Genomic DNA, 26,604 nt, shown 5'->3' with positions numbered 1-26,604 from the left:
AGGAAGATTATATGGGATATATTCATTTTGATCAGACAAAAGAATTTGATCTGATATTATTAGGAAGAGTTGCAGTGGATTTTAATCCGGTGGATTATTATATGCCTCTTTCTGAAAGTACTACATTCAAAAAATATCTGGGTGGATCTCCAGGAAATATAGCTGTGGGTATGGCCAGATTAGGTAAAAAAATCGGATTTTTAGGAAAGGTATCGGATGACCAATTTGGTGATTTTGTAACAGATTATTTTAATAAAGAAGGAATTGATACCTCCCACCTGACCAAATGTAAGAAAGGTGAAAAAATCGGTCTTACATTTACAGAAATTCTTAGTGAAACAGAAAGCAGCATATTAATGTATCGTGATGGCATTGCAGACTTACAGTTAGATGTGGCGGACATTGATGAGGAATACATACAAAAATCAAAAGCTATTTTAATATCAGGTACAGCTCTTGCACAAAGCCCTTCTCGTGAAGCAGCACTGAAGGCACTTGCATTGGCAAAGAAGAATAATGTTGTAGTAATCTTTGATATTGATTATAGACCATATAATTGGAAGAGCCAGGATGAGATAGGCATCTATTATTCTATTGTGGCAAAACAAAGTGATGTGATATTAGGTTCAAGAGAGGAATTTGATCTGACAGAACAGTTAATTGAGCAAGGCAGGACGGATGAACAGACAGCGAAATATTTCCATTCCATAGGCAGTAAGATAGTGGTTATCAAACATGGTAAGGACGGCTCAACAGCATACACTAATGATGGTAATAACTATAGCATTAAGCCATTCCCGGTAAAATTACTTAAATCTTTTGGGGGTGGGGACGGATATGCATCGGCTTTTCTTTATGGATTATTTGAAGGGTTGGAAATCATAGATTGTCTGGAATTAGGAAGTGCTTCTGCAGCAATGTTAGTTGCAAGTCATGCTTGTTCAAAAGATATGCCGACTGTGGAGGCTTTAAAAGGATTTATTACAGATAGTAAAAAACAGTATGGTGAAATGATTGCCAGAGTTTAACCTATCAAGGAAGTCTCCCGCCTCAGTAGGCGGGAGTTAGGCTTACTTGTTTCAGTGGAGGTTCAAGCCTCCGCTGAAATAGCAGCATAGCTGCGTAATAGGTTATGAGCATGTAGCAAAGCGGAATGCGAATATCTGCTTTGACATATTAAATAATCAAGGTAACATCAATAAAGTGATCATCTATTAGAAAAGGAGAAATAATATGGAAATTATAAAATATTTTGCAGGTGGAGAATACCGCGAATCTAAAACAACAAAATTTACTGATGTATATAATCCAAGCACAGGTGAAATAACAGCAAAAGTACCATGTTGTACACAGGAAGAAATCGAAGAAGTAATTGGGATTGCAAAAGAAGCATATAAATCATGGTCTAAAGTTCCGGTAATCAAACGTACTCAGATTATGTACAACGTTCGTAATTTAATAATAAAGTATATGGATGAACTGACATTGCTTGTAGCACAGGAACATGGTAAAGTGTGGGATGAAGCAAAAGGTGATGTTCTTAAAGCACAGGAGGGAACAGAACTTGCCTGCTCTATGCCAACATTAATGATGGGTGAATCATTAATGAATACATCTGTTGGATTTGATACAACACTTTATCGTGAATCACTTGGTGTTTTTGCAGGTATCACACCTTTTAACTTCCCGGCTATGATTCCAATGGGCTGGATGACACCTACATGTGTTGCTTCAGGTAACTGTATGATATTAAAAGTGTCCAGTTCAACACCAAGAACAGCATTAAGGTTTGCAGAAATTTATAAAGAGGCGGGTCTTCCTGATGGTGTTTTAAATATTGTTGCATGTAGTAGAAATGAGGCTGAGATCTTCTTGACTCATCCAGATATTAAAGGTATCTCTTTCGTAGGTTCTACAGCTGTAGGTAAACATATTTATAGTACTGCAGCAGCTCATGGCAAGAGAGTGCAGGCTTTATGTGAAGCAAAAAATCATGCACTTGTAATGAATGACGCGGCTATCGAACGTAGCGCAGCAGGGATTATCAATTCTGCATTTGGCTGTGCCGGCGAGAGATGTATGGCCCTTCCGGTAGTTGTAGCAGAAGACGGAATTGCAGACGCATTAGTAGCAAAATTGGTCGAGCTTTCAAAGAATCTTAAAATTGGACCTGCATATGATAAATCTTCAGGACTAGGACCAGTAGTAACACAAAAACATAAAGAAAATGTTCTGAAATGGATCCAAAAGGGAATCGATGAAGGAGCTGAAATGGTTCTTGACGGAAGAGATGTAACGGTAGAGGGCTTTGAAAATGGATTCTACCTTGGACCAACAATCTTTGATCATGTAACAGAAGATATGTCTATTGGAAGAGATGAGATATTTGGGCCTGTACTTTGTATAAAGAGAGTTAAGAGTTTTGAAGAAGGCTTAGAAATCATGAATAATAATCCATTTGCCAATGGATCAGTAATCTTTACACAAAACGGATATTTTGCCAGAGAGTTTGCTGCCAGAACAGATGGCGGTATGGTTGGAATCAATGTAGGTATTCCGGTTCCAGTAGGGGTATTCCCATTCTCCGGACATAAGGATTCCTTCTTCGGTGATTTACATTGTCTTGGTAAAGATAGTGTAAGATTTTATACAGAATCAAAATGTGTGACAACAAAATGGTTTGATGAAGATGAAAAGAAAAAAACAAGTGTAAACACTTGGGACAACTAATATACTTTCAACTGACATATAGTCATTATATATAACCCTGCCTCCCCAATTCCTTCTTAATATACAAAGCCTCCGGATAATTTATCTGGAGGCTTTGCTGATTAAATTTTATACATCATTATTCTTTATAGATTGTCTTTTGGCATTTTTATTTTTGTTTTGATTTTCTTTGGTTAAAGGTGTTTGTCCTTTTGCTTTTTCAACCCGGACATCTTTTTTATCTATTTGGCTGTCTTTTGGCATGGAATCCTCCTAATAAGAAAATTAGTTAAAGTAACATCACTATTTAGTATGGATTTTTAAAATATAAATATACTAAAAATTACTATATTTATTTTGTCTGATTTCTTGACAAATATTATGGATTTATTAGAATAGTATTATACATGCAAATTAAATTGAGAATTTATATATCCTTTTGTTATATACCGAAACTATTGATATACTTATTGAAGATGAAAGGAAAATAAATAATGAATAAAGAAAAGATATTAATCCTTGATAACAAGCCATACTTATGTACAAAATGCGGATCCAAATATGAATATTTGAGCATGGGCGTATATAAATGTTCCCAATGTGGATTTATCACTATGGATGACTATGGAAAAGTCCGTACTTTCCTGGATGAAAATGGACCTGCACCAGCAATTAAAATTTCAGCAGGCACAGGTGTTCCAATCGAAATTATAAATCGCTTCTTAAGAGAAGGGAAACTTGAAATTCCAGATGGTTCAGATAATTATATCAGGTGTGAAAAATGTGGAAAGGCCGAAATAAGGTATGGAAGGTTTTGCCCTGCCTGTGCCCTTGAATTATCTAAAAAGATAGAAAGTGCCCTGAAAATAGAAGATATAGGAGAAGTGCCCAAATATAAAAATGGAAAGATGTATTTCTTAGGAAAATAGAAATATAAGTCTGTAATTTTTTGTAATTTTTTCTGAATTATTTCTAAAAACATTGTTTATTTATTGACAATTATTAAATATTTGTTAAAATATTTAATATATTCATTATGTTAGTTTATTCTTTTATATATTGTAAAATTTATTGCTATATTAAGTAATTATAATGGGGGAAGCAATATGGAAGGGCTTGAGAGAGTAGTTTTTAATGATGAAAAGTATATATGTGAAGAATGCGGTGGAGAATATGAGTATATGAGCCTCGGGGAGTATAGATGTCGCAAATGCGGACATACGGATAAGGATGATTTTGGAAAAGTCCGTGCTTTTATAGAAGAAAATGGCCCATCCTCTTCATTAGTAATTTCAAAAGGGACTGGTGTATCTGCGTTAAAGATCAAACAATTTTTGCGTCAGGGAAGAATCGAAATCCCGGATGGTTCCAGCTCTTATATTAAATGTGAAAATTGCGGAAGCACCGATATTCGCTATGGTAGATTTTGTTCGGCGTGTGCAAGGGAACTGGCAAAAGAGTTTGAAGGGGCGTTTAAGACGGAATATGTGGGAGAAGAACCTAAGCATAACAATGCCAAAATGCATTTTTTAGATAAATTGGATAAGTAAATAAGATTATTACTTATGACTATTTCTACATATGTACATAATTAAGAAATTAATTTTAGATGATCAATATAATAAAAAGAACTGTCCCACTAACGATTGAAAAATCGTAGGTGGGACAGTTCTTTTATTATGGATTTTGTCATAAAATAGAAATAGCGCCTCTGTTCTATTAAAGTTGTGCATTCTGACCTTTTGCACCTCGTTTACGGTTACGGACCTTCTTTGCGTTTAACTCTTTTCCTTCAAATATAAAAATTTCGCTATTGGAATCTACCGTGGTTGCAAAAGATACATTGTCTTCTTTCTCAAGAGTGATACCTTTCACTCCCCGGCTGGTTTTTTTAAGTTCACTCACTTCTTCTAATGGGAAGCCTAAGGACAAACCTTTCTTAGTAAGCATAATAACTTTTCGATTACCTGCCAAGATATCATGAGCAGAAAGCATTGTCACGCTGACCAACTCATCATTTGTGTCTAATTTTGTGGAGCTTATCATGGAACGATTAGTTTCGAATTCGGCTCCGGATACTAATTTGATATAGCCATATTTTGTTGTAAATAATAATTGTGATTCAAAAAGTGATTCAAATGAAGTATAGGTCAAGATATCTTCTTTATCTACTTTACATAAATTGTGGATTAGAGTTCCTTTATCTTTGATTTTACATTTTGGAATACTGGATGCTTTTAATTGATACATATTTCCTTGTGCGGTGAAAAAGCAGAGTTTATCTGTGTTTTTCATACATATAATATGTGAAAATTCTTTTAGGTTGTCTTCCGATACTCTTGTGTAACTTGCAGAATCTAATGACTTGGTATATCCAAAACGATCAATAAGTATATAAATATCTTCGATTTTTACTTCTTCAACATATTCAGCATTTGTAGCATTGATAAGCATTGTTCTTCTTGGAGTATTAAATAATTTTTTATATTCTTTAAGTCGATTCTTAATTACTTTATAGAGCTCCTTAGTATCTCCCAACACCTTACGATACCCTTCAATATTATTCTTAAGTTCTTCATCTTCATTATGAAGTTTGAGAATTTCTAATCCGATTAATTTGCTAAGAGGCATAGCAAGGATCGCTTCTGCTTGCCTTTCAGTAAAATCCAAAGTACTTGCCTGTTTTTTAGACTCAGCAGATTTGAAATTAATATCGGTGATATCACCATGAATTAAACAGGCTTTTGCTTGTTTTAATGATGAACTTCCTCTTAGAATCTCAATAATTAAATCAATCACATCAGTAGCTCTGATTAAACCATCTACAATTTCAAGACGGCTGATTGCTTTCTCTAATAAATGATTATACTCTTTCGTATACAGTTCTTCCTGGAAAGCTACAAATTCACGTATTAACTTACGAAGAGGAAATAATTCCGGCTGCTGCTTATGTACAGCTAAGAAATTAGCACTATAAGTATCTTCTAATGTGGTTTTCTTATAAAGACCATTCATCAAATTGTTAATATCACGATCTTTTTTTACTTCAATAACAATACGGATACCTTCTTTGGAGGATTCATCCCGTACATCAAAGATTTCATCGAATACTTTATCCTTCATTAGGGCGACCAGACTTTCTACCAGCTTGGTCTTATTCCCTGCAACAGTATAAGGAATCTCAGTGACGATAATATTTTTTCTACCATTGTCGGATGGCTCTATTTCAGTCTTTGCACGGATTTTAACTTTTCCCTCTCCGGTGGCATAGAGCGTTGACATGTCATCCTGATTTACAATAAAACCACCAGTTGGAAAATCAGGGGCAGGAATATAGTTCATTAATTTTTCAGTGCTTATATCCGGGTTATCCATATATGCTATAACACCGTCAATTACTTCTCCTGCATTGTGAGGTGGTATATTTGTTGCCATGCCGACGGCAATTCCTGTAGTACCATTTATTAGAAGGTTAGGTATCATTGCAGGTAGTACAGAAGGTTCTTTTTCGCTTTCATCAAAGTTTGGGATGAATTCTACAAGTCCTTTTTCTAAATGATCTAATAAAGTCATAGCACCCTGAGAGAGGCGGGCTTCTGTATAACGCATCGCAGCCGCTCCATCACCGTCAATGGAACCAAAATTTCCATGACCATCAACGAGCGGAACAGATAAGGAATAGTCCTCTGTCATATGAACTAAAGCATCATAGATGGAGGTATCACCATGTGGATGGTATTTACCCATAGTATCACCAACGATACGGGCACTCTTTCTATGAGGCTTATCAGGAGAAAGACCAAGCTCTCTCATGGCATATAAGATTCTTCGCTGAACGGGTTTCAGTCCATCACGAACATCTGGCAATGCTCTTGCAATGATAACGCTCATTGCATAATCTCTATAAGAATTTTTCATTTCTTCTGAAAAATCTAAGTGAATAATATTTTCTGTTATGGTTGCCATATTCTTCCCTCTCTATATATCAAGTTTTGCATATTTTGCTTCTTCCATAATAAAAGCTTTTCTTGGTGGTACATTAGAACTCATTAAAGTTGTAGTAATTTCATCAGCCTCTACGGTATCACTGATTTCAACTCTTGCAAGAATTCTCGTCTCTGGATTGAGAGTGGTTTCCCAAAGCTGATTTGCATCCATTTCCCCCAGACCTTTGTAACGCTGGATATTAAGAATCTTATTGCCAGGTATTTTACGGAATTTGTCTAATTCAAAATCATTAAAGATATATTGGGACTCTTTTTTCTTCTTTGCTTTTTGTGTTGACTCATATTCAACCAGGTATAAAGGTGGAAGTCCGCGGTATATCTTCCCTTCTAATATTAATTCAGGCATAAATCGATAGAAAAATGTAAGTAATAAAGTACTGATATGTGCTCCGTCTACATCGGCATCTGTTAAAATGATAATTTTATCATAACGAAGTTTGGTGATATCAAAGTCATCCCCGATTCCACATCCAAATGAGGCGATCATTGATTTAATTTCATTATTTACCAGAATTTTCTCAAGATTTGCCTTCTCAACATTCAGAATTTTGCCACGTAGAGGCAGGACTGCCTGAGTCTTACGGTTTCTGGCGGTTTTAACAGTACCGCCTGCGGAATCACCTTCGACGATATAAACTTCACATTCTTCTGGTTTCTTAGAGGAGCAGGAAGCTAATTTACTTTTGGTATCTATATCAGATATTTGCTTTAATACAGCATTTCTGGCTTTGTCACCAGCTTTTCTTGCGTTGTAGGATTTCATCGCATTGTCAAGAATACTTTTTAAGATTTCAATATTCTTATCAAGATAAAGCTGAACTTCCGTACTAAATACATCTTCTACAGCACTTTTAGCATCTGTATTACCAAGTTTCGTCTTAGTTTGTCCTTCGAATTGTGGGTCTGGATGCTTAATAGAGATAATAGCAAGAAGGCCGTTACGAATATCCTTGCCATCCAGATTTTCATCTTTTTCTTTCAGAACATTAAGTTCTCTTGCATACAGGTTCATAACTCTTGTAAGTGCAGTTTTAAAACCGGTTACCAGAGTTCCTCCGTCCACTACATTGATCCTGTTACAATAAGCATTTATCTGCTCGGTATAATTATTGGTATATTGAAAGGCCACTTCTACTTCAATATCTCCGCTTTTTCCTTCAATATAGATAGGTTCTTCATGTAACACTGTATTTTCACGGTTCAAATAATTAACAAAACTTTTAATACCAAATTCTTCTTGATAAGTTTTAGTGATACCAGTTGTTTCATCTATAAAATTTACGATCAAGTTTTTATTTAAATAAGCAATCTCTTTTAACTTCTTTTTAATGGTTTCAGGTTTAAATTCTGTGGTTTCAAAAATAGAAGCATCAGGATAAAAAGTAACCTTGGTACCAGTATCTGACTTATTACATTTCCCTACGACCGGGAGCAGGCCATTTTCCAATTTAGTAACAGGATGTCCCCCGTTCTCATATTCATCGCGGTATATCTTACCGCCATGTTTGATTTCTACTATCATTTTGCTTGAAAGGGCATTCACAACAGAGGCACCAACACCATGAAGTCCTCCTGAGACTTTATATGCAGAACTTCCGAATTTACCTCCAGCATGTAATATAGTATAAACTACACGTACTGTTGGAATTTTCTTGGTTGGGTGAATATCTACAGGCACACCCCTACCATTATCTTTAATGGTGATTCCTCCATCTTTTTGCAGTATTACATCTACTGTAGTGCAGTAGCCTGCAAGATGTTCATCGATTCCATTATCAAGTATTTCCCAGATTAAATGATGAAGTCCGCGACTACCAGTACTACCAATATACATACCTGGTCTTTTTCTTACTGCTTCTAGGCCCTCTAACACAACAATCTGACTGCCGTTATATTGATCCATATTGTAAATATTCCTTTCTCATTAGTTACTTTTTGTTTTGTATTATACCAATCCTAAATGCAGATTAGGAGCTCAAAAACTGGGTTTTCTCCCTCGCGTTGCACTTATCCATAATAACCAGGATATTTTACCATGCAAGCATGGAAAAGCCTTGCCCTTATGGACGAATCCTAAATGCAGATTAGGAGCTCAAAAACTGGGTTTTCTCCCTCGCGTTGCACTTATCCATAATAACCAGGATATTTTACCATGCAAGCATGGAAAAGCCTTGCCCTTATGGACGAATCCTAAATGCAGATTAGGAGCTCAAAAACTGCGTTTTCTCGCTCGCGTTGCACTTATCCATAATAACCAGGATATTTTACCATGCAAGCATGGAAAATACCTTGGTCATTATGGACTAATCTGCCTATCGTGGATATTATACCATGATTTTTTTGGATTCGTAAAATAATATTTACCATGAAAGCATGGAAAAGCGTTGTCTTTATGGACGAATCCTAAATGCAGATTAGGAGCTCAAAAACTGGGTTTTCTCGCTCACGTTGCACTTATCCATAATAACCAGGATATTTTACCATGCAAGCATGGAAAATACCTTGGTCATTATGGACTAATCTGCTTATCGTGGATAGTATATCATATTCTTATAAATTTATCTAGTTTTATACAAACATACATTCTTATTGGAATTACAAAATATATACATGGATTCCCCAAAATATAGTATAATATAATTCGTGTCATTGTTTATATTTAAGAAGTGGCAATTGACAAGGCTATACTAAGGAAATATAATAACAGTAATTAATCCTATAATAGGTTAAACTATATATTTCATAATGATTAATTTAAAATATTATAATAATATAAATTACTAAAGGAGGAGCAAGAATGAAGGTTGTAGAATTAAAAAAAGGTATTTATTCAGTAGGTTCTGTTGATTGGAATGCCAGAAGTTTTCATGGATATAGCACGAATAGAGGTATCACTTATAATGCATATTTAATTATTGATGAAAAGATAACATTAATAGATGCTGTAAAAGCAGGATTTGCAGAGGATTTATTAGATAGAATAGCAGAAATTATTGACCCGGCAAAAATTGATTATTTAGTTTCTAATCACGTGGAAATGGATCACTCAGGTGCAATACCTGCAGTTATGGAGGTCGCTAAAAATGCAACAATTGTGACCTCAGCTCCTAGTGGCTTAAAGGGATTAAAAGCTCATTATGGTGAAGGGTATAATTATTTGGGAGTAAAACCGGGAGAAACATTGTCCTTAGGAAAAAGAACCTTGTCGTTTGTGCAGACACCTATGCTTCACTGGCCGGATAATATGATTACTTATTGTCCTGAAGAAAAGATTTTATTTTCAAATGATGCATATGGCCAGCATTATGCTACAAGTAAATGCTTTGACGATGAAGTAGATCTTTCCATTGCGTTAGAAGAAGCAAAAAAATATTATGCAAATATATTAATGCTGTATAGAGCTCAGGCTCAGAAAGCTTTGGAGGCCACAAAAGGATTAGATATTGATATGATTGCGCCAAGTCATGGTGTTATCTGGAGAAGTCATATAAAAGAGATATTGAAAGCTTACGAAGAATATACCAGTGAAGAAACCAATGAAGAAGCTGTAGTTATTTACGATTCTATGTGGCATTCAACGGAAAGTATGGCGTTATCAATAGTAGAGGGCTTTGCAAAAAGAGGCATTACTGCTCAGCTGTGTGATTTGAAAGTAAACCATATTTCGGATGTTATGACAATGTTATTAAAGGCGAAATATATTGCAGTTGGATCTTCTACACTGAATAATAATATGTTACCGTCAGTAGCAGCATTCCTGACTTATTTAAGGGGTCTGACACCTAAAGGAGATAAACGTAAGGCATTTGCATTTGGATCTTATGGCTGGGGCGGTCAAAGTGTCGGTTTGATTAATGATGAATTAGCAAACTTAGGGTATGAAATCATATTAGAACCAATAAAGATTAATTATGTTCCGTCCAAAGAACAATTAAGGGAAATAGAAGCTAAGGTTGCACAGTTTTAAATGAAAAAATAATTAATTAAGATACAAAAAGAGTGAAATTTTCCATGGGATTTTTCACTCTTTAATTTTTTCTGGAATCCCTCTAAAGAATTCCAGAAAATGTCCGATAAATAAATTATAGGAATGTTAATATACTAATTTAAGGATAGTTAGTACATAATATTTTAATACATAACAATTAGTAAATTATTATAGGTGGTGAATGAGATGAGAATTGATGCGATCAATAAAGTGAGTCAATTATATCAAGCAACGAGTACGAATAAGACAACCAGATCAGAAAAGGCAAGTGCGGCTGATAAATATGAGATTTCTGAAGTAGGTAAGAATTATCAGTTTGCAAAGCAGGCAGTTGCTACAAAACCAGATGTGAGAGAAGATTTAGTGAACGATATTAAGAATCGTATTGCTACAGGAACTTATAGTTTTGATTCAGAAGAAGTTGCAGATATGCTGGTTGAGAGATATTTTGATACAAAAGCATAACTGGGCAAAGTGAGGTTTAACGATTGGCAAGTTTAATTGAAGAACTAATTATTATATTAAAGCAGGAACAGGAACTTTATGAAAGTTTGATCCCGATTGCAGAAGAGAAGACCAGGATAATTATTAAAAATGATCTTGGATCTTTACAGGAGATTACTGAAAAAGAGCAGCATGCAGTGGAGAAAGTGAATACTCTTGAGAAAAAACGGGAAGAAACAATTACAAACATTGGGACAGTGATCAGCAGAGATCCAAGTGTCCTTAATATTCAAACAATCATAAAGTTTTTAGAAAAACAACCGAAAGAACAAAAAGAACTTTCTATAATTCATGATAATCTTAAAAAGGCCATCCACAGGTTGATGGAGATTAATAATCATAACAAATCGTTAATAGAACAATCCCTTGAGATGATAGAATTCAATATGAATTTTATTCAGAGTACACGGATGTCACCAGGGAATAACAACTATACTAAAGGCGCAGCATCAGTCTATGATTCTACCAATGGAAGAGGAATGTTTGATGCGAAGCAGTAAGAAAAGGCTAGGTGATAAACAGTGGCAAATCTGATGACAAGTATGTATACAGGCATCTCTGGGCTTAATGTAAGCCAGAATGCTTTAAACACAACTGCACATAACCTTACCAATGTCAACACCGCAGGTTATGTCAGGCAACAAGTAATTATAAAAGACTGGGGCTATGAAAATATTGGCCAGGCAGCCAACTATACCAACCAGATAGGTCTTGGAACAGCTACAGAAGTAGTAAAACAAGTCAGAGACCGTTTTTTTGATCAAAGATACCGTTTGGAATTTGGAAGACAGGGCTACTATGAATCTCAATATAAAGCAGTACAGGAAATAGAAGATATCTTTGGTGAATTAGAAGGTGTAACTTTCCAAAAACCTTTGAATGATTTATGGAATTCAATACAAGAATTGGCGAAAGAGCCAGATAGTATTGTAACAAGAACGACATTTGCCAAGAATGCGGAAAGTTTTATTGAAAGAGCAGAGACAATATATGAACAATTGCAATCCTATCAGATCAATTTAAACATTCAGCTGACAGATAAAGTCAACCGTATTAATCAACTAGGGAAAGAAATCAGAGATTTAAATGTTAAGATCCGCAGTTATGAAGCATCTGGACAAGAAAGAGCGAACGATTTACGTGATGCAAGGAATAATTGTTTAGATGAACTGGGTGGATTAATTGACATTACTTATAAAGAAGACGCACAGGGAATGGTTAATATATCAGCAGAAGGCGTTCCATTTGTGAATGATACTACAGTGTTTGAGATGGGATTAAAAAAAGAAAGTGAAACTTCTCAGATGCTAAAACCAATCTGGAAAAGTACGGATACAGATGTATTCAATTTTGATAGAGTGCCGTCGGCAGAATATAATACAGACATTGGATCATTAAAAGGACTTTTAGTTGCAAGAGGTTCTGATTCTGCCAATTATACAGATATACCTGTTAGAGAAGCTTACCCTACAGAAGAAGCTTACCAAATAGGTGTAAAAGAATATAATACTATGATAGAAGCGTCTGTTATGAGAACGATTCAAGCCCAGTTTGATCAATTGATTCATGGCCTTGTTACCGCGATCAATGATGTGTTTGCACCAAACAAAGGTGCTATATTGGCTGCTGATGTAACATTACCGGATGGCAAGGTTTTAACAGGAGATTCCAAAATCAAGATTCTTGATGAAGAGAATGCGCCAGTTGGCCAGGATGAGAACCATACCAAAGGGGAGGCAATGTTTAACCGAAAGGGAATGGATCGATATACGGTTACTACTGCAACAGTATATGTATTAGATGAAAATGGAGATAAGATAGTATTAGATGACACAGATCCATTAAATATTATATATCAGACAGAGACAAAAGAAATATATATCTACAATGAAGAAGACCCGGATAATAATTATTCACTCTTTACTTTAGGTGAAATTGAGGTAAATAAAAAGGTAATGCAGAATTATTCAATTTTACCACTAAGTAATGCTAAGACTCCCGCAGCTTATGATAATAAGGCGGTAGAAAAACTTATAAATTTATGGAACCAATCATTTGCAACGCTGGGTCCTAATAATTCTACCCATAACACATTTACAACGTATTATACAGAATTTATTGGTGAATTATCCAATCGTGGTTATACACTAAAAAATATTACAGAAAACCAGGAATTTGCAGTAAATTCTCTTGATACGGACAGGCAGAATATTATGGGAGTATCATCTGACGAGGAACTGGCGAACATGTTACGTTTTCAACATGCATATAACGCAGCTTCAAGATATGTGAATGTAATAAGCGAGATGCTGGAACACATTATTATGAGGCTATAGCAAAGGATAAAAGAGGTGAGATAAATGGGATCAACATTTTTTGGACTTAATATAGGTGTTACAGGTCTTTATACATATCAGGCACAACTTAATACCACAGGACATAATATTGCAAACGCAGGAACCGATGGTTACTCAAGACAAAGAGCAATTCAAAAAGCGGGTCAGGCACTATCTGTTCATGGTACTCATGGTATGGTTGGTACAGGTGTCAATATCATTGACATCGTTCAGGATAGAGACCTTTATTATGATATTAAATATAGAAATAACAATGCCATCGGAGGGGAATATTCAGCAAAATATCATTATACTACTGAGATAGAGAATTTCTTTAATGAACTTACTTTAGATGGCTTCCATAAAACTTTTAATTCTTTCTTTGATAGTTTGCAGGAATTATCAAAGAATGTTTCAAGTTTAGATACCAGAACTCAAGCAAATAATTATGCTCTCAGTATGGCAGAATATTTTAATCAGTTAAATACTAATATTGCGTCAATTCAGGAAGAAGCCAATTTTGAGATAAAGAATCAGGTAGATAAAATTAATTCTTTAGCGGATCAAATTGCAACTGTAACAAAGCAGATCAATATGATTGAGGTAAGTGGTAAACATGCCAATGATCTAAGGGATCAGAGAAATTTATTATTAGATGAACTATCCCAGATTGCATCCATTTCTGTGACAGAAACACAAGTTGGTGAAGCTTTTGGTGTAAATTCCTTCGTGGTGAAATTAGATAATCATACATTAGTGGATACAGATTATTATAATACCTTGCAGGTAGTGCCAAGAGAGCAAAAGATGAATATGAATGACATAGAAGGCCTGTATGATATTCAATGGACAACTGGTCAGGATTTCAATGCCCTGAGTCAGACGCTTGGCGGAACATTAAAGGCATTGATCGAAGTCAGAGATGGTAATAATAATGAGAATTTAAGAGGCACCGGAGTCACAGGTTCTACAGTTGTAGATGGTGATGGAGATTTCGCGAATATTGCCGGCAGCAAAAAATTAATTATGAATAATGCTTTCGTCAATGACATAAATAAATTAAATATTCCTGGAACAGGTGTGATCACCGTAGGGAATAGAGAATATGAATATGTGGGATTCACTGCAAGAAAAGATGCGTCTGGTAATCTAGTGTACGAATTTGACTTAAAAGATGAATTAACCAAAGATGCTGTGGGAGAAAGTGTACGAGTAGGTGAAAGCATTAATTACAAAGGCATTCCATATTATATGTCTAAGTTAAATGAGTTTGTGCGTACTTTTGCTGCAGAATTTAATAAAGTTCACAATACCGGTGAAGATTTATACGGAAACAAAGGCCTTGACTATTTCAATGGTACTAATATCGTAACGGGAGAGAATTTTATATTAGAAGAAAATCCAAGCGTATTTTCCTCCTACGGTGAATCTTATACAGTAGTAGATGCAGATGGAAATACTTTGAGTTATAGAGGAAACTATTATCAGATTACAGCAGCTAATTTTACAGTCACCAAAGAAGTGGCAGAAGATCCTTCTCGCTTTGCTGCTTCTTCAGATGTGTCACAGGGTGTGGAAGGGAACAAAGTAGTTTTAGATTTGATCGCATTAAAATCTAAAACAGGCATGTTTAAGCAAGGACAACCTGCTGCATTTATCCAAACATTGTTTGATGAAATTGGTGTTGATACCAGGAAAGCAAAGAGCTTCTCAGAAAGTCAGCAGAATATATTAGCGTCTATCGCCAATCAAAGATTATCTGTCAGTGGTGTGGATGAAGATGAAGAAGCTATGAATTTAGTAAAATTCCAAAATGCGTATAATTTATCAGCAAAGGTTATATCAGTAATGGACGAAGTCCTTGATAAATTAATTAATGAGATGGGTGTATAAAAGGAGGTATGAATCTTGAGAATCACAAATAAAATGATGACCAATAATTCATTAAGTAATATTAACAAAAATAAGAACAGATTGAATTATTTGGATCAGCAATACTCTACTGGGAAAAAGATTCAGAAACCATCTGATGATCCGATAGTAGCGGTCAGAGCATTAAAACTAAGGACGACAGTGGCAGAAATAGATCAATATTATAATAAAAATATACCGGATGCCATGTCATGGATGGAAGTAACAGAAAGTGCCTTAAAAAACATCAATTCCATACTTACTAATATTCATACACAGTTTAATCAGGGAGCCAATGATACCCTAAGTAAAAGCGATAGAGATAGTATCGTAAAGAATCTTCAGGAAATGAAATCCCAGATATATCAGGAAGGGAATACGAATTATGCAGGAAGATATGTATTTACCGGATATAAAACAAATACGAGCCTGATTTTTAATGAAGAATCCTTGGATACCAGATATTCGATTGCAGAAAGCTTTTCTGGAACAGCCATTGAAACAGTAACAACAGTAGCTGGTTCTTATAAGATATCCGATTATAATGCAGGGACTTCTACTGTAAATGATTTTGCAACAGCACCTAATGTTGTAGAAAGTTATCGTATTCGGTTATCCTATGATCAACTTGATACTACGGTACCAACCATATCATATAAAGATCCTGTTACGGGAGATCCAGTAGCAGTAACACCTAATGTTGTATCTGTTACAGATTCAGATACGGCATATTCACCGGCTGCTGGTGCAGTGAATTTTATTCCTGAAACTGGGGAATTAATACTTGGTAAAGATGTATATAATGCCATGAGGCTCAATCAAACCGGTGATATAAAGATTACTTATGATAAGACTAATTTTGAAAAAGGCGATTTAAGACCGGAACATTATTTCACATGCACGACTGTTGATACCAAGGCAGTGCCTCCGGATCCGGGAACAAATTATAAGTTTGAAGATCAAAAGATTCAATATGAGATAACATTTAATCAGAAACTGACAATCAATACTCAGGGAAAAGATGCAATTTCCCATTCTATAGGCAGGGAAATCGATGAAGTTTTGGCTGCAGTTGAGGATGTAACAATTACAGAGGGAAAAATCGAAGAAGTTGAAAAACTTTTAAAAAGCCCACATACAACAGAGGAAGAAAAAGTAGTTTTAAACAAATTGAAAGAACAACTTGATACAGAACTTGTATTGAAGAATAGTATTCTTCAGGATAAATTCGGAGCAGGACTTACAGAAACTGAGAAATATCAGGAAAAAGTCAGTATCGTAATTGCAGATGCGGGCAGCCGTTATGTGAGATTGCAATTGACAGAGAGCAGACTGGACAGTCAACTGGTAGATTCAAAAGAGCTTATGTCTAACAATGAAGATGCTGACCTGGCTGAAGTCATTATTAATTACACTGCTGCAGAAACAATTTATAATGCATCACTGAATGCAGCTTCTAAGATTGTTAAAAATACACTATTGGACTTTATCTAAAATCAGCAAATGGAGTTTTGGGTACTAAATTAACAAAAGGATGATTAAAGGAGAAGATTATATGCGCTTTATGACAAAACATTTTGGGGAGATTGAATTAGGAGAGGAAAAGATTATAAACTTTGACAATGGTATTATGGGTTTCGAAGATTATAAAAGATATACAATTCTATTTGATATTGAATCCGGAGAAAAACCTGTTATTTCATGGCTTCAAAGTATTGAAGAACCAGGGCTTGCAATTCCGGTAATCAATCCATTATATGTGAGAGAAGATTATAATCCGACCGTAGAAGATGAACTTTTAATTTCCTTGGGAGAATTAAATGATGAGAATATTATAGTTCTTCTTTCGATTACAGTACCAAGTGATATCACTAAGATGACCTCTAATCTAAAGGCTCCATTTATTATTAATTCTGATACAAGAAAAGGTTGCCAAGTAATTGTTGAGAATAGTGATTACCCTGTGAAGTACAATGTCTATGAATCATTAGAGAAAATTAAAAAGACAAAGGGGGAGAAGTAGAATGCTTGCACTATCAAGAAAACTTGGCGAATCTATAGTCATAGGCAATGACATCGAAATTACAATCCTGGAAGTAAAAGGAGATCAGGTAAAAATTGGAATTAGTGCTCCAAAGTCAGTTTCAATATACCGCAAAGAAATTTATCTTCAGATCCAAGAGTCCAATCAAGAAGCAGCTAAAAGTGAAGTTTCAATAGATGATATTAAAAAGTTGTTTAAATAGTACGATTTGATATCATAATCAGCGAAATAAGACAAAATGTAGGATAATCTTACAATCATAATAAATAGCTATTAACATTTCAGATGCGAATGCCGATAAATTTCGTATAGATTATGGAAGTTACTAATCAAATATGAATAATCATATATCTTACTTAGGGCACGAAGCCTTAAGATGCAACCACATGGAGGTGGATTATTATGGCGATAGAAACAATTAAGAATACTGGTGCTTATCAAGCTGGATCAATTGATATCCAACCACTGGCTGCATCTAAGGCAAGTGGAGTCAATACAGTAGAATCTGCTATTACGAATGATAGAACAGACTCAGGCAGCAATGATGAAGGAAGTAAACAAGGAGAAGCAAGCATTACCCAGATACGGGCGGCTATTTCAGAGGCCAATTATAAAGCAACAAGGACAAGGTGTGAATTCTCAGTGGACGATGCTACCAACCGAATCTCTATTAAAGTAATTGATAAGATGTCGGAAGAAGTAATTCGTGAGATTCCACCGGAAGAAAGCCTTGAGATGCTGGCTAAGATATGGGAACTTGCAGGATTGATCGTAGATGAAAAAAGATAGGTACATTACTATTAGATAAAGGAGGGAGTATACAATGGCAATAAGATTAGCAGGGTTAGTTTCAGGTATGGATACAGACTCAATTGTAAAATCCTTAATGGATGCCCATAAATTAAAGTATAAAAAAACTACAGATAAAAAGGAACTATTAACTTGGAAGCAGGAAAAATGGAAAGATTTAAATGCTAAATTATACAAATTATATCAGGAAGATATTTCTAAAATGAGGTTGCAATCAAGTTATTTGACTAAGAAGGTGACTTCTTCTAATGAAAATTTGGTAACTGTAACAGGTAGTACAAGTGCGCCAGAAGGGTCACATAACCTCACCATAGACCAGTTAGCCAGTTCTCAATATGTTACAGGTGGTGTACTAGGTTCTTCTGTAACAACAAGTACAAAATTAAAAGATTTAGGTATGACCAGCACTAGTGGTAATAATAGTGTTATTACCATAACCAATGGTGATAAATCAAGAGAATTAATTGTAACGGATAACACAACTCTTGGCGATTTTCTTAACGCATGCAAAGAAACCGGATTAAATGCAAGCTATGACACAGCACAAAAGAGAATTTTTATTAGTTCAAAAGCTAGTGGGTTAGACAATAAGTTTTCTATTACAACTGGAGAAATATCATCTAATGCTTCTATATCATTGAATACGATTAAGAGTTATGTAAATTATTCAGGATTAACTGCAACAGAGCAAGGTAAAGTATATGATGCAATTCAATTATTGGAAGGCAAATCTGCAGCTGAAATTGATGATTTATATACAAAGGCAGAAAATGGGACTAAGAGTACAGACCCTGCAGAACAAAAGGCGATTGATGCAGTTACTACTTTACGTGATCTTGTAATAAAAAAAGCAGAAAAGGATGTAAAAGCATCCTCTACACAACAAGTGAAAGAAGAGATAAAAAATACATTAATTAGTAGCTATGGTGATCCGGATGCTGCAACGTTAAGTACACTTGAATCACAGGTTCAAGCAGAAATTGATGCAGGTAGATTACCGGCGGATACAGATGTTACTGGGACTGCAAAGGAGTGGCATAAGAAGAATCAAGCAGTTTTAGATGATATAAAAGCTCAAGTAGCATCTAAAATAGATGATGGGAAACTTACTGTTCCGGAGGATAAAACCAGAGAAGAATATATAAATGAAACAGCTCAGACTTCATATGATAAATTAACTCAAGCTAATAAGACTACATTATTTGATAATTTGGTGGCCAAAAAGTTGGCGACAGAAGAATCCCAGACAAAAATACAGGATACATATGATAACAATATAGAATCATATAAAAATGGATTATTAACTGGATCAGAAGGCCTGGTTGCGCAAATGAAGATATATGCACAAAACTCTACTATAATCAATGACAGCAGTGCCAATAATTTATCCAAGTTAAAACTTGGAGAGATTGATGGATCAGCTGTTACTGCAGCAACTACAGATGATATGACAGTAGTAGAAGCAGCAGATTCTAAAATTACGTTAGATGGAGCTGAATTAACTGGTTCTTCCAATGTTATTACAGCGAATGGATTAACTATAACCTTAAAGGGAAAAACACAAGGCGAAACTATATCTCTGAGTGTTAATAAAAATACCCAGGAAATTTATGATATGGTTAAAAATTTTGTGAAGAACTATAATGCAATCTTGAAGGAAATGAACACTTTATATAATGCGGCATCTACCAGAGGATATGATCCACTTTCTGACGATGAAAGAGAATCTATGACTGATGACCAGATTGAAAAATGGGAAACTAAAATTAAAGATTCTATTCTTAGACGAGATTCTACTTTAGGAACAGTAAGAGATGCGATGAGAAGCTCTTTGCAGACCAGTGTTGAGGTAGATGGGAAGAAATATTCGCTGGCTTCTTATGGTATTCAAACATCTACGATATATACGGAAAATGGTTTACTACATATATTTGGAGATAAAGAGGATGCTACTTACTCTGACAGAGAAGATAAACTCATGAAAGCAATCGAAGAAGACCCAGATACTGTAATGCAGGTTCTCTCAGGAATATCAAAGAATCTATATGATACTATGGCAGAAAAGATGTCTGCTATTCCTAATTTAAGAAGTGCTTTGACTTTCTATAATGATAAAGAGATGGATAAACTTCAAACACAGTATAAGGAAAGAATGTCCAAAGATGAGAAAAAATTAAAGGCTCTGGAAGATAAATACTATAAACAATTTTCAGCTATGGAGACTGCAATGGCGAAACTTCAGAAACAGCAAAGTGCCTTGTCAGGTTTACTGGGAAATACAAATTAATTTAAGGAAGTAAAAATGCCTGTTTGTAAGGGAATTTTTACGACGACAACCACGAGAAATCTTTCTTGTAGTCGACAAAATAAGAAAGATATTTACACATAATAATTGCTATGTTATATTAATTAATATAACATAGCAATTAATTTAGGAGGGGGAATTATGGCATTTAATCCAGCGGCAGCTTATCAAGGAAGTAAGATAAATACTGCTACACCGGCAGACTTAACTTTAATGCTTTATGAAGGTGCAATTAAATTTTGCAATATAGCAATTACTGCAATTGAAGAGAATAATATAAGTAAAGCAAATGCTAATATTATTAAGGCTGAGAAGATAATTATAGAATTTCGTTCTACATTAGATCATAAGTATCCGGTAGCAAAAGATTTTGATTTAGTATACGATTACATTTACCGCAGATTACTGGAGGCTAATATTAAGAAAGATAAGGATATACTGGAGGAAGTTCTAGAACACCTTCGTGGAATGCGTGACACCTGGAAGGATGTTATGAAAACAGCCAAAGTCGGAAGTGGCAGCTATTCTTATAAATAGCTTAATTAAAAGAGGAAAATTAAATGGATAATCAAAATGTGTATATAAATATTTTAATTAACACTCTTGCTAAAAAGAGTGCTGTATTAGATGACTTGATAGACATTACCTTGTTACAAGAAAGTTATTTAAAAGAAGCACCACAGAATATGGATTCTTTCGAGGAAACATTGGATAATAAATCTGAATTGATTAATAATCTTGATCAATTAGATGATGGATTTGAAGCTGTATATGAAAGAGTAAAAGAGGAATTAAAATCTAAAAAAGATTTGTTCCAAAATGAAGTTTTAAAACTTCAGGAATTAATTCGACAGGTAACAAATAAAGGTGTGAAATTGCAAGCTTTAGAGCAACAAAATAAACTTAAAATGGAAGCATACTTCTTAACCAAAAAGCAGGAAATTAAAAACTTTAAAAAAAGCAGTCAAACGGCGTCTAACTATTATAAAAGTATGATTGACAGACCTCAGGGAGATTCGTATTTTTTAGATAAGAAAAAATGATAAAAAAATTTAAAAAATTACAAAATAGATATAAAGTATTCTATAAATTATCCGATATATATTACAAGTAAGTCATTACTTACCATGTTAGATTCAAAGTAGCGTACGTACATAGAGCCTAACAATTACAAAAGATAGTTATTAAATTTAACTATAAACAAAAACAAATAGTAGCATGGATGCTACTAGAAATTCCAAGGAGGAAACAATATGATAGTACAACACAATATGGCAGCTGCCAACACAAACAGACAATTAGGTATCACTACTGGAAATCTTGCAAAATCAACTGAAAAATTATCATCAGGTTACAAAATTAACCGTGCTGGTGACAATGCAGCTGGTCTTACAATTTCTGAAAAAATGCGTGGACAAATTAGAGGTCTTGATCAAGCATCTACAAATGCTCAAGATGGTATCTCTTTAATCCAAACAGCTGAAGGTGCGCTTAATGAAACTCAAGCTATTCTTCAAAGAATGAGAGAATTAACTGTTCAAGCAGCTAATGATACTAACGTAACTGCTGACCGTGAAGCAATTGAAAAAGAATTAGATGCATTAGAAAAAGAAGTATCTCGTATTGCAACTGAAACTGAATTCAATACTATGAAGTTAATAGACGGAACATTCACTGGTAAGAACCTTCAAGTTGGAGCAAATTCAGGACAAAGTATTGAATTTTCAATTTTGACAATGACAGCTACAGCTTTGGGTGTAAATAGTATTTCAACTAAAATTAGCAGCCATGGATCTGCAACAGCAGCAATTACAATTATTCAATCAGCACTTAATCAAGTATCTACTCAAAGATCAGCACTTGGTGCATTACAGAACAGATTAGAACATACAATTGCTAATGCTGATAATACTTCTGAGAATTTACAAGCGGCTGAATCACGTATCCGTGACGTTGATATGGCGAAAGAAATGGTTAAGTACTCTAAGGATAACATTCTTCAACAAGCAGCTCAGTCAATGCTTGCTCAAGCTAATCAATCAACTCAAGGTGTGTTATCATTATTACAATAATCATTACCAAGTATTAATTAGTAGGACTGACTCTAGGTCAGTCCTACTTTTTTAAATATTATAAGATAGGATGGGGATAATAAGATGAGAGAACTGAAGGATATAATAAAAGAGTCAATACAATCAATAAATCAGACAACCGAATTATTTTATCAACAAAAAACAAAAGAGGGTTATGAGCAGTTAGAAAACACATTAATATTATTATCTAATACAATGAATAGTGTTTTTTCGTATATAAAAGAAGGCAATGATATTGGCATAAATGAGAATGAATTGGTACAATTATTATCAGATGCAATGAATGCAATGGAAAAGAAAGATATAATTTTACTTTCTGATATTCTACAATATGAACTAAAAGAGTTATTTGAAAATATTTTACAAGTTATTTAAATTTTAATAAATTATAAGAGCAGGAGTAGCTATTATGACATATTATGAAAAAAATGTAGAATGTATTAAAAAGAATAGAAAATATATGTATAGCTGTCTTAAAGATTTAGATATGTCAACAACTTTCGAACAGATAGAAGAAATTCGTTCTGTAATTGCAAAGGATGGAGAGCAAGCGGTTATCATTAAATATAGAGGAATAGATTATCGCCTGAATAGTTTATACAGGCCAATGGAAGAAGCTAATAAATGGGTAGATCAGTTTTCGTTTAATAATTATAATAATATAATATCAATGTATGGATTTGGGAATGGTATATTTGCAAGGGCAATTATTGAAAAGATGGGAGAAAAAGATACATTCTTAATTTATGAACCATGCCCAGAAATATTTTTTCATGTCTTAAATAATTATGATTTAACAGATATTCTATCTAATCAAAAAGTATCCATTGCTGTTGAAAAAATTAATGATTTTGAATTTCATAATGTCTTAAGAGGATCTATGGATATTACCAATATGAGCGGACAAATCATGTGTGCATATCCCCAATATGATAAGATTTTTCCTGAAAGCTGTGTTGAATTTTGGAAAGAAATTAAAGAGGCATATATTCATACGAAGACTAACGTTAATACTGAAATAGTTTTTGGGAAAAGGTTTATAGAAAACACGCTCAATAATATAAAATATATAAGTAAGAGCAATACAATAATTGAATTTAGAAACGATATACCGACAGATATACCTGCAATTGTTGTGGCAGCAGGGCCTTCTGTTGAAAAACAAATCGATGAAATAAAAAGGGCAAAAGGCAAAGCTGTTATTTTTGCGGTAGATAGAATACTTGAGTATTTACTAGATTCGGGTGTAGAGCCTGACTTCGTTGTTACCGTAGATCCAATGAAACCTGTAAAATGTTTTTCCAGTAGGACAAATGTTACTATTCCTTTAATGTGTTTTATAGAGTCGAATTATGAGATATTAGATCGCCATATAGGAAGAAAAATAATATGCAATTGCAATAGATTTTTGGATAAAATATATATTGATGCTAATAAAATACCACCGAGAACAAGATCTAGTGCGTCCGTTGCAACAGTAGCTTTTACACTTTGTGTTGTATTAGGGTTTGAAAGAATTATTTTAGTTGGTCAGGATTTGGCATATAGCGAAGGAAAGAGTCATGCTGGGGGAATAAAAGAAGAGTATAGTCTCGCAAGAGAGGTAATGGTTGAAGATATTTATGGAAAACAGGTTAAATCAAGATATGATTGGAAAGAGTTTGCAATATGGTATCAAGATATGCTAACAGTTTGTCCGAATCTAAAAGTAATTGATGCAAAAGAGGAAGGGGCTAAGATTAAAGGAACAACAATCATGTCTTTAAAAGAAGCTATAGATACGTATGGCGGTAAAGAAGCTGATTTCAGTCTGAATATTGATGAAAAAGCAGTAACGTTTGGTGATGAGGAAATGGTATCTATAAAAAAATATTTAAAAGATAATCTTGAAATATTAAATAAGATGAAAAAAAAATCAAATGAAGCTATTAAAGTTTGTAATATCTTGATTAAAGAAAGTAAAAAGTTTAAAACAGAAACTCATACGGCAAAAGAGGCCCTAAAAAAACTGTCTAAAATAAATACCTATATTCTTGAACAGCCGATTAATTCCTTGATGGATCAGTATGTTACAGCAGTAGCGGCCCAACAACTTGTAGATATATATCAATTTTCTGATGATGTTCAGAAAAATAGTATTAAAACATATGAAAAAGCAAAAAATGTTTTTGAAGCAATTCTTAATGCTGTGGATTATGTAAAACCTAAATTGGAAGAATCAATTGATAATCTATAATTTATGTAATAGACAATTAGGAGATTAATTATGCAGAAAATAGCATTGTTATCTAATGTAAATATGGAACCGGTCATTCAAAATATTACCAAAAAACATAATATTTTTAAAACAACAGGCTATGGTAATGTATTTGAAGAAATGGCAAATAAAAATTCTCAATTATATAAATATAATCCTGAAGTGATATATATTATTATTGATATAAAGGAGATATGTATTAATTGCGAAAGTATAGAACAGATTCATTTAGAGGTTTCAAACTGGTTTTCTTTATTTAGAAAATGTATAAATAGTCATATAGTATATTTTATTTCAGATGTTGATTTTCGTTCATATGATATGGAAATTGGAACTGATGATTTGGATACGTTAGTTATTGAACAAATCTGGAAAAAAGAGTTAAAAAATGTAATCAATGATTTTACTAATATACATCAATTTTCATATAAAAAACAAGTTGAGAAGATAGGTAAAGATAATTTTTATACGAATAAACTATGGTATTTAGGAAGAATTATTCATACAAACCTTGCCAAAGATTCTTTAATCAAGGAAATTGATAATTGTTTACAACTTTTAAAAGAAACTCAAAAAAAAGTTCTAATTCTAGATTTAGATAATACTATTTGGGGGGGGATTATTGGCGAAGGAGAATACAACAATATAGAACTTTCAGATGAAAAAATTGGTTTGATTTATAAAGACCTGCAAAGAATAATTAGAAGGATAAAAAACACAGGAATACTGCTAGCTATTGTTTCTAAAAATAATTATGAGGATGCCATTTCAGTTATAAGAACAAATCAACATATGATTTTAAAAGAAGATGACTTTATTGCAAAGAAAATAAACTGGATTCAAAAGGATATTAACATTTTAGAAATATCAAAAGAAATTAATCTTGGATTAGATTCTTTTGTATTTTTTGATGATAATCCAGCAGAGCGAGAATTAGTAAAAAATTCTTTACCAGATGTGACTGTTCCTGAATTTCCAAATAGAATAGAATTACTTCCTAAAGCAATGGAAGAGGTTTACACTAAATACTTTAAAAAATTAACATTTACAAATGAAGATAAAGAAAGGTCATTACAATATTTAGCTAATTCAAAACGTTTAGAATTACAAAAAAAAACAATGGACTTTACTTCATACCTAACAGGTTTACATATTACTGTGAAACCCGTTGAACCATTTTTAAATAGACAAAGACTGTTTCAACTAATTAATAAAACAAATCAATTTAATTTAACTACTCAGCGATACACGATGGTAGAATTAGAAGAAATAATACAAGCTCCAAATAAAAAAATATATGCATTTGAGATAAGTGATAAATTTGGCAATAACGGAATTACGGCTGTAGTGATAGTTAATTTGTTAAATCAGGCATTTATAGATACATTTATATTAAGCTGCAGAATTATGGGAAAATTTATAGAAAACTATATAATTGATTTTGTAGAAAAAGATTTATTAAAGGATGGATATCAAATTTTATTTAGCAAATATATAAAAACATCCAAAAATAAGCCAGTTGAAGATTTTTATGATAGGATGGGATATCAAATTATTGAAGCAACAGAAGATTATAAAATATATCGCATCAGTTTGGAAACAAAATTAGATCGAGAATACTATATTAAAAGGAGTTAGTT

Annotated in this window: 23 protein-coding genes; 20 read left to right on the top strand and 3 right to left on the bottom strand. The window is 33.7% G+C overall.

All coding sequences use genetic code 11. The annotated features are described in order from the left end of the window. Window positions 1-11: 11 nt before the first annotated feature. On the top strand, window positions 12-1,028 hold the full coding sequence (gene iolC / locus EDD66_RS00895; protein WP_123607660.1) for a 5-dehydro-2-deoxygluconokinase: 1,017 nt from the start codon (window positions 12-14) through the stop codon (window positions 1,026-1,028). 205 nt (window positions 1,029-1,233) lie between these two features. Then, window positions 1,234-2,730 (top strand): CoA-acylating methylmalonate-semialdehyde dehydrogenase, encoded by a 1,497-nt coding sequence (locus tag EDD66_RS00890; RefSeq protein WP_123607659.1) that lies wholly within the window; start codon window positions 1,234-1,236, stop codon window positions 2,728-2,730. A gap of 108 nt (window positions 2,731-2,838) precedes the next feature. Here EDD66_RS00890 and EDD66_RS18780 read toward each other — a convergent pair whose 3' ends face one another. Further along, on the bottom strand, window positions 2,839-2,973 hold the full coding sequence (locus tag EDD66_RS18780) for a hypothetical protein (protein ID WP_279232873.1): 135 nt from the start codon (window positions 2,971-2,973) through the stop codon (window positions 2,839-2,841). 230 nt (window positions 2,974-3,203) lie between these two features. Here EDD66_RS18780 and EDD66_RS00885 point away from each other — a divergent pair, with 230 nt between their 5' ends. Beyond that, complete coding sequence (locus tag EDD66_RS00885) at window positions 3,204-3,638, top strand: hypothetical protein (protein ID WP_123607658.1); 435 nt, start codon at window positions 3,204-3,206, stop codon at window positions 3,636-3,638. Between the two features lie 177 nt (window positions 3,639-3,815). Further along, entirely contained in the window at window positions 3,816-4,259 is a 444-nt protein-coding gene (locus tag EDD66_RS00880; protein ID WP_123607657.1) for a hypothetical protein, read from the top strand. A gap of 169 nt (window positions 4,260-4,428) precedes the next feature. Here EDD66_RS00880 and EDD66_RS00875 read toward each other — a convergent pair whose 3' ends face one another. Beyond that, entirely contained in the window at window positions 4,429-6,675 is a 2,247-nt protein-coding gene (locus tag EDD66_RS00875) for a DNA gyrase/topoisomerase IV subunit A (protein WP_123607656.1), read from the bottom strand. 12 nt (window positions 6,676-6,687) lie between these two features. Next, window positions 6,688-8,619 (bottom strand): DNA gyrase/topoisomerase IV subunit B, encoded by a 1,932-nt coding sequence (locus EDD66_RS00870; protein ID WP_123607655.1) that lies wholly within the window; start codon window positions 8,617-8,619, stop codon window positions 6,688-6,690. Between the two features lie 894 nt (window positions 8,620-9,513). On the opposite strand from EDD66_RS00870, the gene EDD66_RS00865 reads away from it, so the two are divergent. The 16 genes from EDD66_RS00865 (at window position 9,514) to EDD66_RS00790 (ending at window position 26,602) form a co-directional block, all read left to right on the top strand. Further along, window positions 9,514-10,683: an FprA family A-type flavoprotein gene (locus EDD66_RS00865; RefSeq protein ID WP_123607654.1), complete on the top strand. Its 1,170-nt coding sequence runs from the start codon at window positions 9,514-9,516 to the stop codon at window positions 10,681-10,683. A 207-nt stretch (window positions 10,684-10,890) separates the two neighbouring features. Further along, window positions 10,891-11,169 carry a flagellar biosynthesis anti-sigma factor FlgM gene (gene flgM / locus EDD66_RS00860; protein WP_123607653.1) on the top strand — a complete coding sequence of 93 codons (279 nt, stop codon included), beginning with the start codon at window positions 10,891-10,893 and terminating at the stop codon, window positions 11,167-11,169. A 23-nt stretch (window positions 11,170-11,192) separates the two neighbouring features. Further along, the gene (locus EDD66_RS00855) at window positions 11,193-11,708 is read left to right on the top strand and encodes a flagellar protein FlgN (RefSeq protein ID WP_123607652.1); all 516 of its coding nucleotides are present in this window, start codon (window positions 11,193-11,195) and stop codon (window positions 11,706-11,708) included. Window positions 11,709-11,729: 21 nt separating this feature from the next. After that, the gene (flgK, locus tag EDD66_RS00850) at window positions 11,730-13,544 is read left to right on the top strand and encodes a flagellar hook-associated protein FlgK (protein ID WP_123607651.1); all 1,815 of its coding nucleotides are present in this window, start codon (window positions 11,730-11,732) and stop codon (window positions 13,542-13,544) included. A gap of 24 nt (window positions 13,545-13,568) precedes the next feature. Further along, on the top strand, window positions 13,569-15,437 hold the full coding sequence (gene flgK, locus EDD66_RS00845) for a flagellar hook-associated protein FlgK (protein ID WP_123607650.1): 1,869 nt from the start codon (window positions 13,569-13,571) through the stop codon (window positions 15,435-15,437). Window positions 15,438-15,452: 15 nt separating this feature from the next. Next, complete coding sequence (flgL, locus tag EDD66_RS00840; RefSeq protein WP_123607649.1) at window positions 15,453-16,949, top strand: flagellar hook-associated protein FlgL; 1,497 nt, start codon at window positions 15,453-15,455, stop codon at window positions 16,947-16,949. Window positions 16,950-17,010: 61 nt separating this feature from the next. Further along, the gene (fliW, locus tag EDD66_RS00835) at window positions 17,011-17,478 is read left to right on the top strand and encodes a flagellar assembly protein FliW (protein WP_123607648.1); all 468 of its coding nucleotides are present in this window, start codon (window positions 17,011-17,013) and stop codon (window positions 17,476-17,478) included. A gap of 1 nt (window position 17,479) precedes the next feature. Then, complete coding sequence (gene csrA, locus EDD66_RS00830; protein ID WP_123607647.1) at window positions 17,480-17,701, top strand: carbon storage regulator CsrA; 222 nt, start codon at window positions 17,480-17,482, stop codon at window positions 17,699-17,701. A gap of 200 nt (window positions 17,702-17,901) precedes the next feature. Further along, window positions 17,902-18,288, top strand: coding sequence for a flagellar protein FlaG (locus EDD66_RS00825; protein ID WP_123607646.1), 387 nt, complete (start codon window positions 17,902-17,904; stop codon window positions 18,286-18,288). 34 nt (window positions 18,289-18,322) lie between these two features. Next, entirely contained in the window at window positions 18,323-20,596 is a 2,274-nt protein-coding gene (fliD, locus tag EDD66_RS00820; protein WP_123607645.1) for a flagellar filament capping protein FliD, read from the top strand. Between the two features lie 159 nt (window positions 20,597-20,755). Next, a complete protein-coding gene (gene fliS / locus EDD66_RS00815; RefSeq protein WP_123607644.1) occupies window positions 20,756-21,151 on the top strand; it encodes a flagellar export chaperone FliS in 396 nt (131 codons plus the stop codon). A gap of 23 nt (window positions 21,152-21,174) precedes the next feature. After that, window positions 21,175-21,657: a flagellar export chaperone FlgN gene (gene flgN / locus EDD66_RS00810; RefSeq protein ID WP_123607643.1), complete on the top strand. Its 483-nt coding sequence runs from the start codon at window positions 21,175-21,177 to the stop codon at window positions 21,655-21,657. 210 nt (window positions 21,658-21,867) lie between these two features. Then, window positions 21,868-22,686, top strand: a complete 819-nt coding sequence (locus EDD66_RS00805; RefSeq protein WP_123607642.1) for a flagellin N-terminal helical domain-containing protein — start codon at window positions 21,868-21,870, stop codon at window positions 22,684-22,686. 84 nt (window positions 22,687-22,770) lie between these two features. Next, window positions 22,771-23,082, top strand: coding sequence for a hypothetical protein (locus EDD66_RS00800; protein WP_123607641.1), 312 nt, complete (start codon window positions 22,771-22,773; stop codon window positions 23,080-23,082). A 34-nt stretch (window positions 23,083-23,116) separates the two neighbouring features. Next, complete coding sequence (locus EDD66_RS00795) at window positions 23,117-24,943, top strand: motility associated factor glycosyltransferase family protein (RefSeq protein WP_123607640.1); 1,827 nt, start codon at window positions 23,117-23,119, stop codon at window positions 24,941-24,943. Window positions 24,944-24,973: 30 nt separating this feature from the next. Then, window positions 24,974-26,602, top strand: coding sequence for an HAD-IIIC family phosphatase (locus EDD66_RS00790; protein WP_123607639.1), 1,629 nt, complete (start codon window positions 24,974-24,976; stop codon window positions 26,600-26,602). The last annotated feature ends 2 nt before the right edge of the window (window positions 26,603-26,604 follow it).

Source organism: Mobilisporobacter senegalensis (assembly GCF_003752155.1).
Lineage (GTDB): Bacteria > Bacillota > Clostridia > Lachnospirales > Lachnospiraceae > Mobilisporobacter > Mobilisporobacter senegalensis.
Note: the sequence above shows the minus strand (reverse complement) of the source record. Positions and strands in the feature narration are given on the sequence as shown.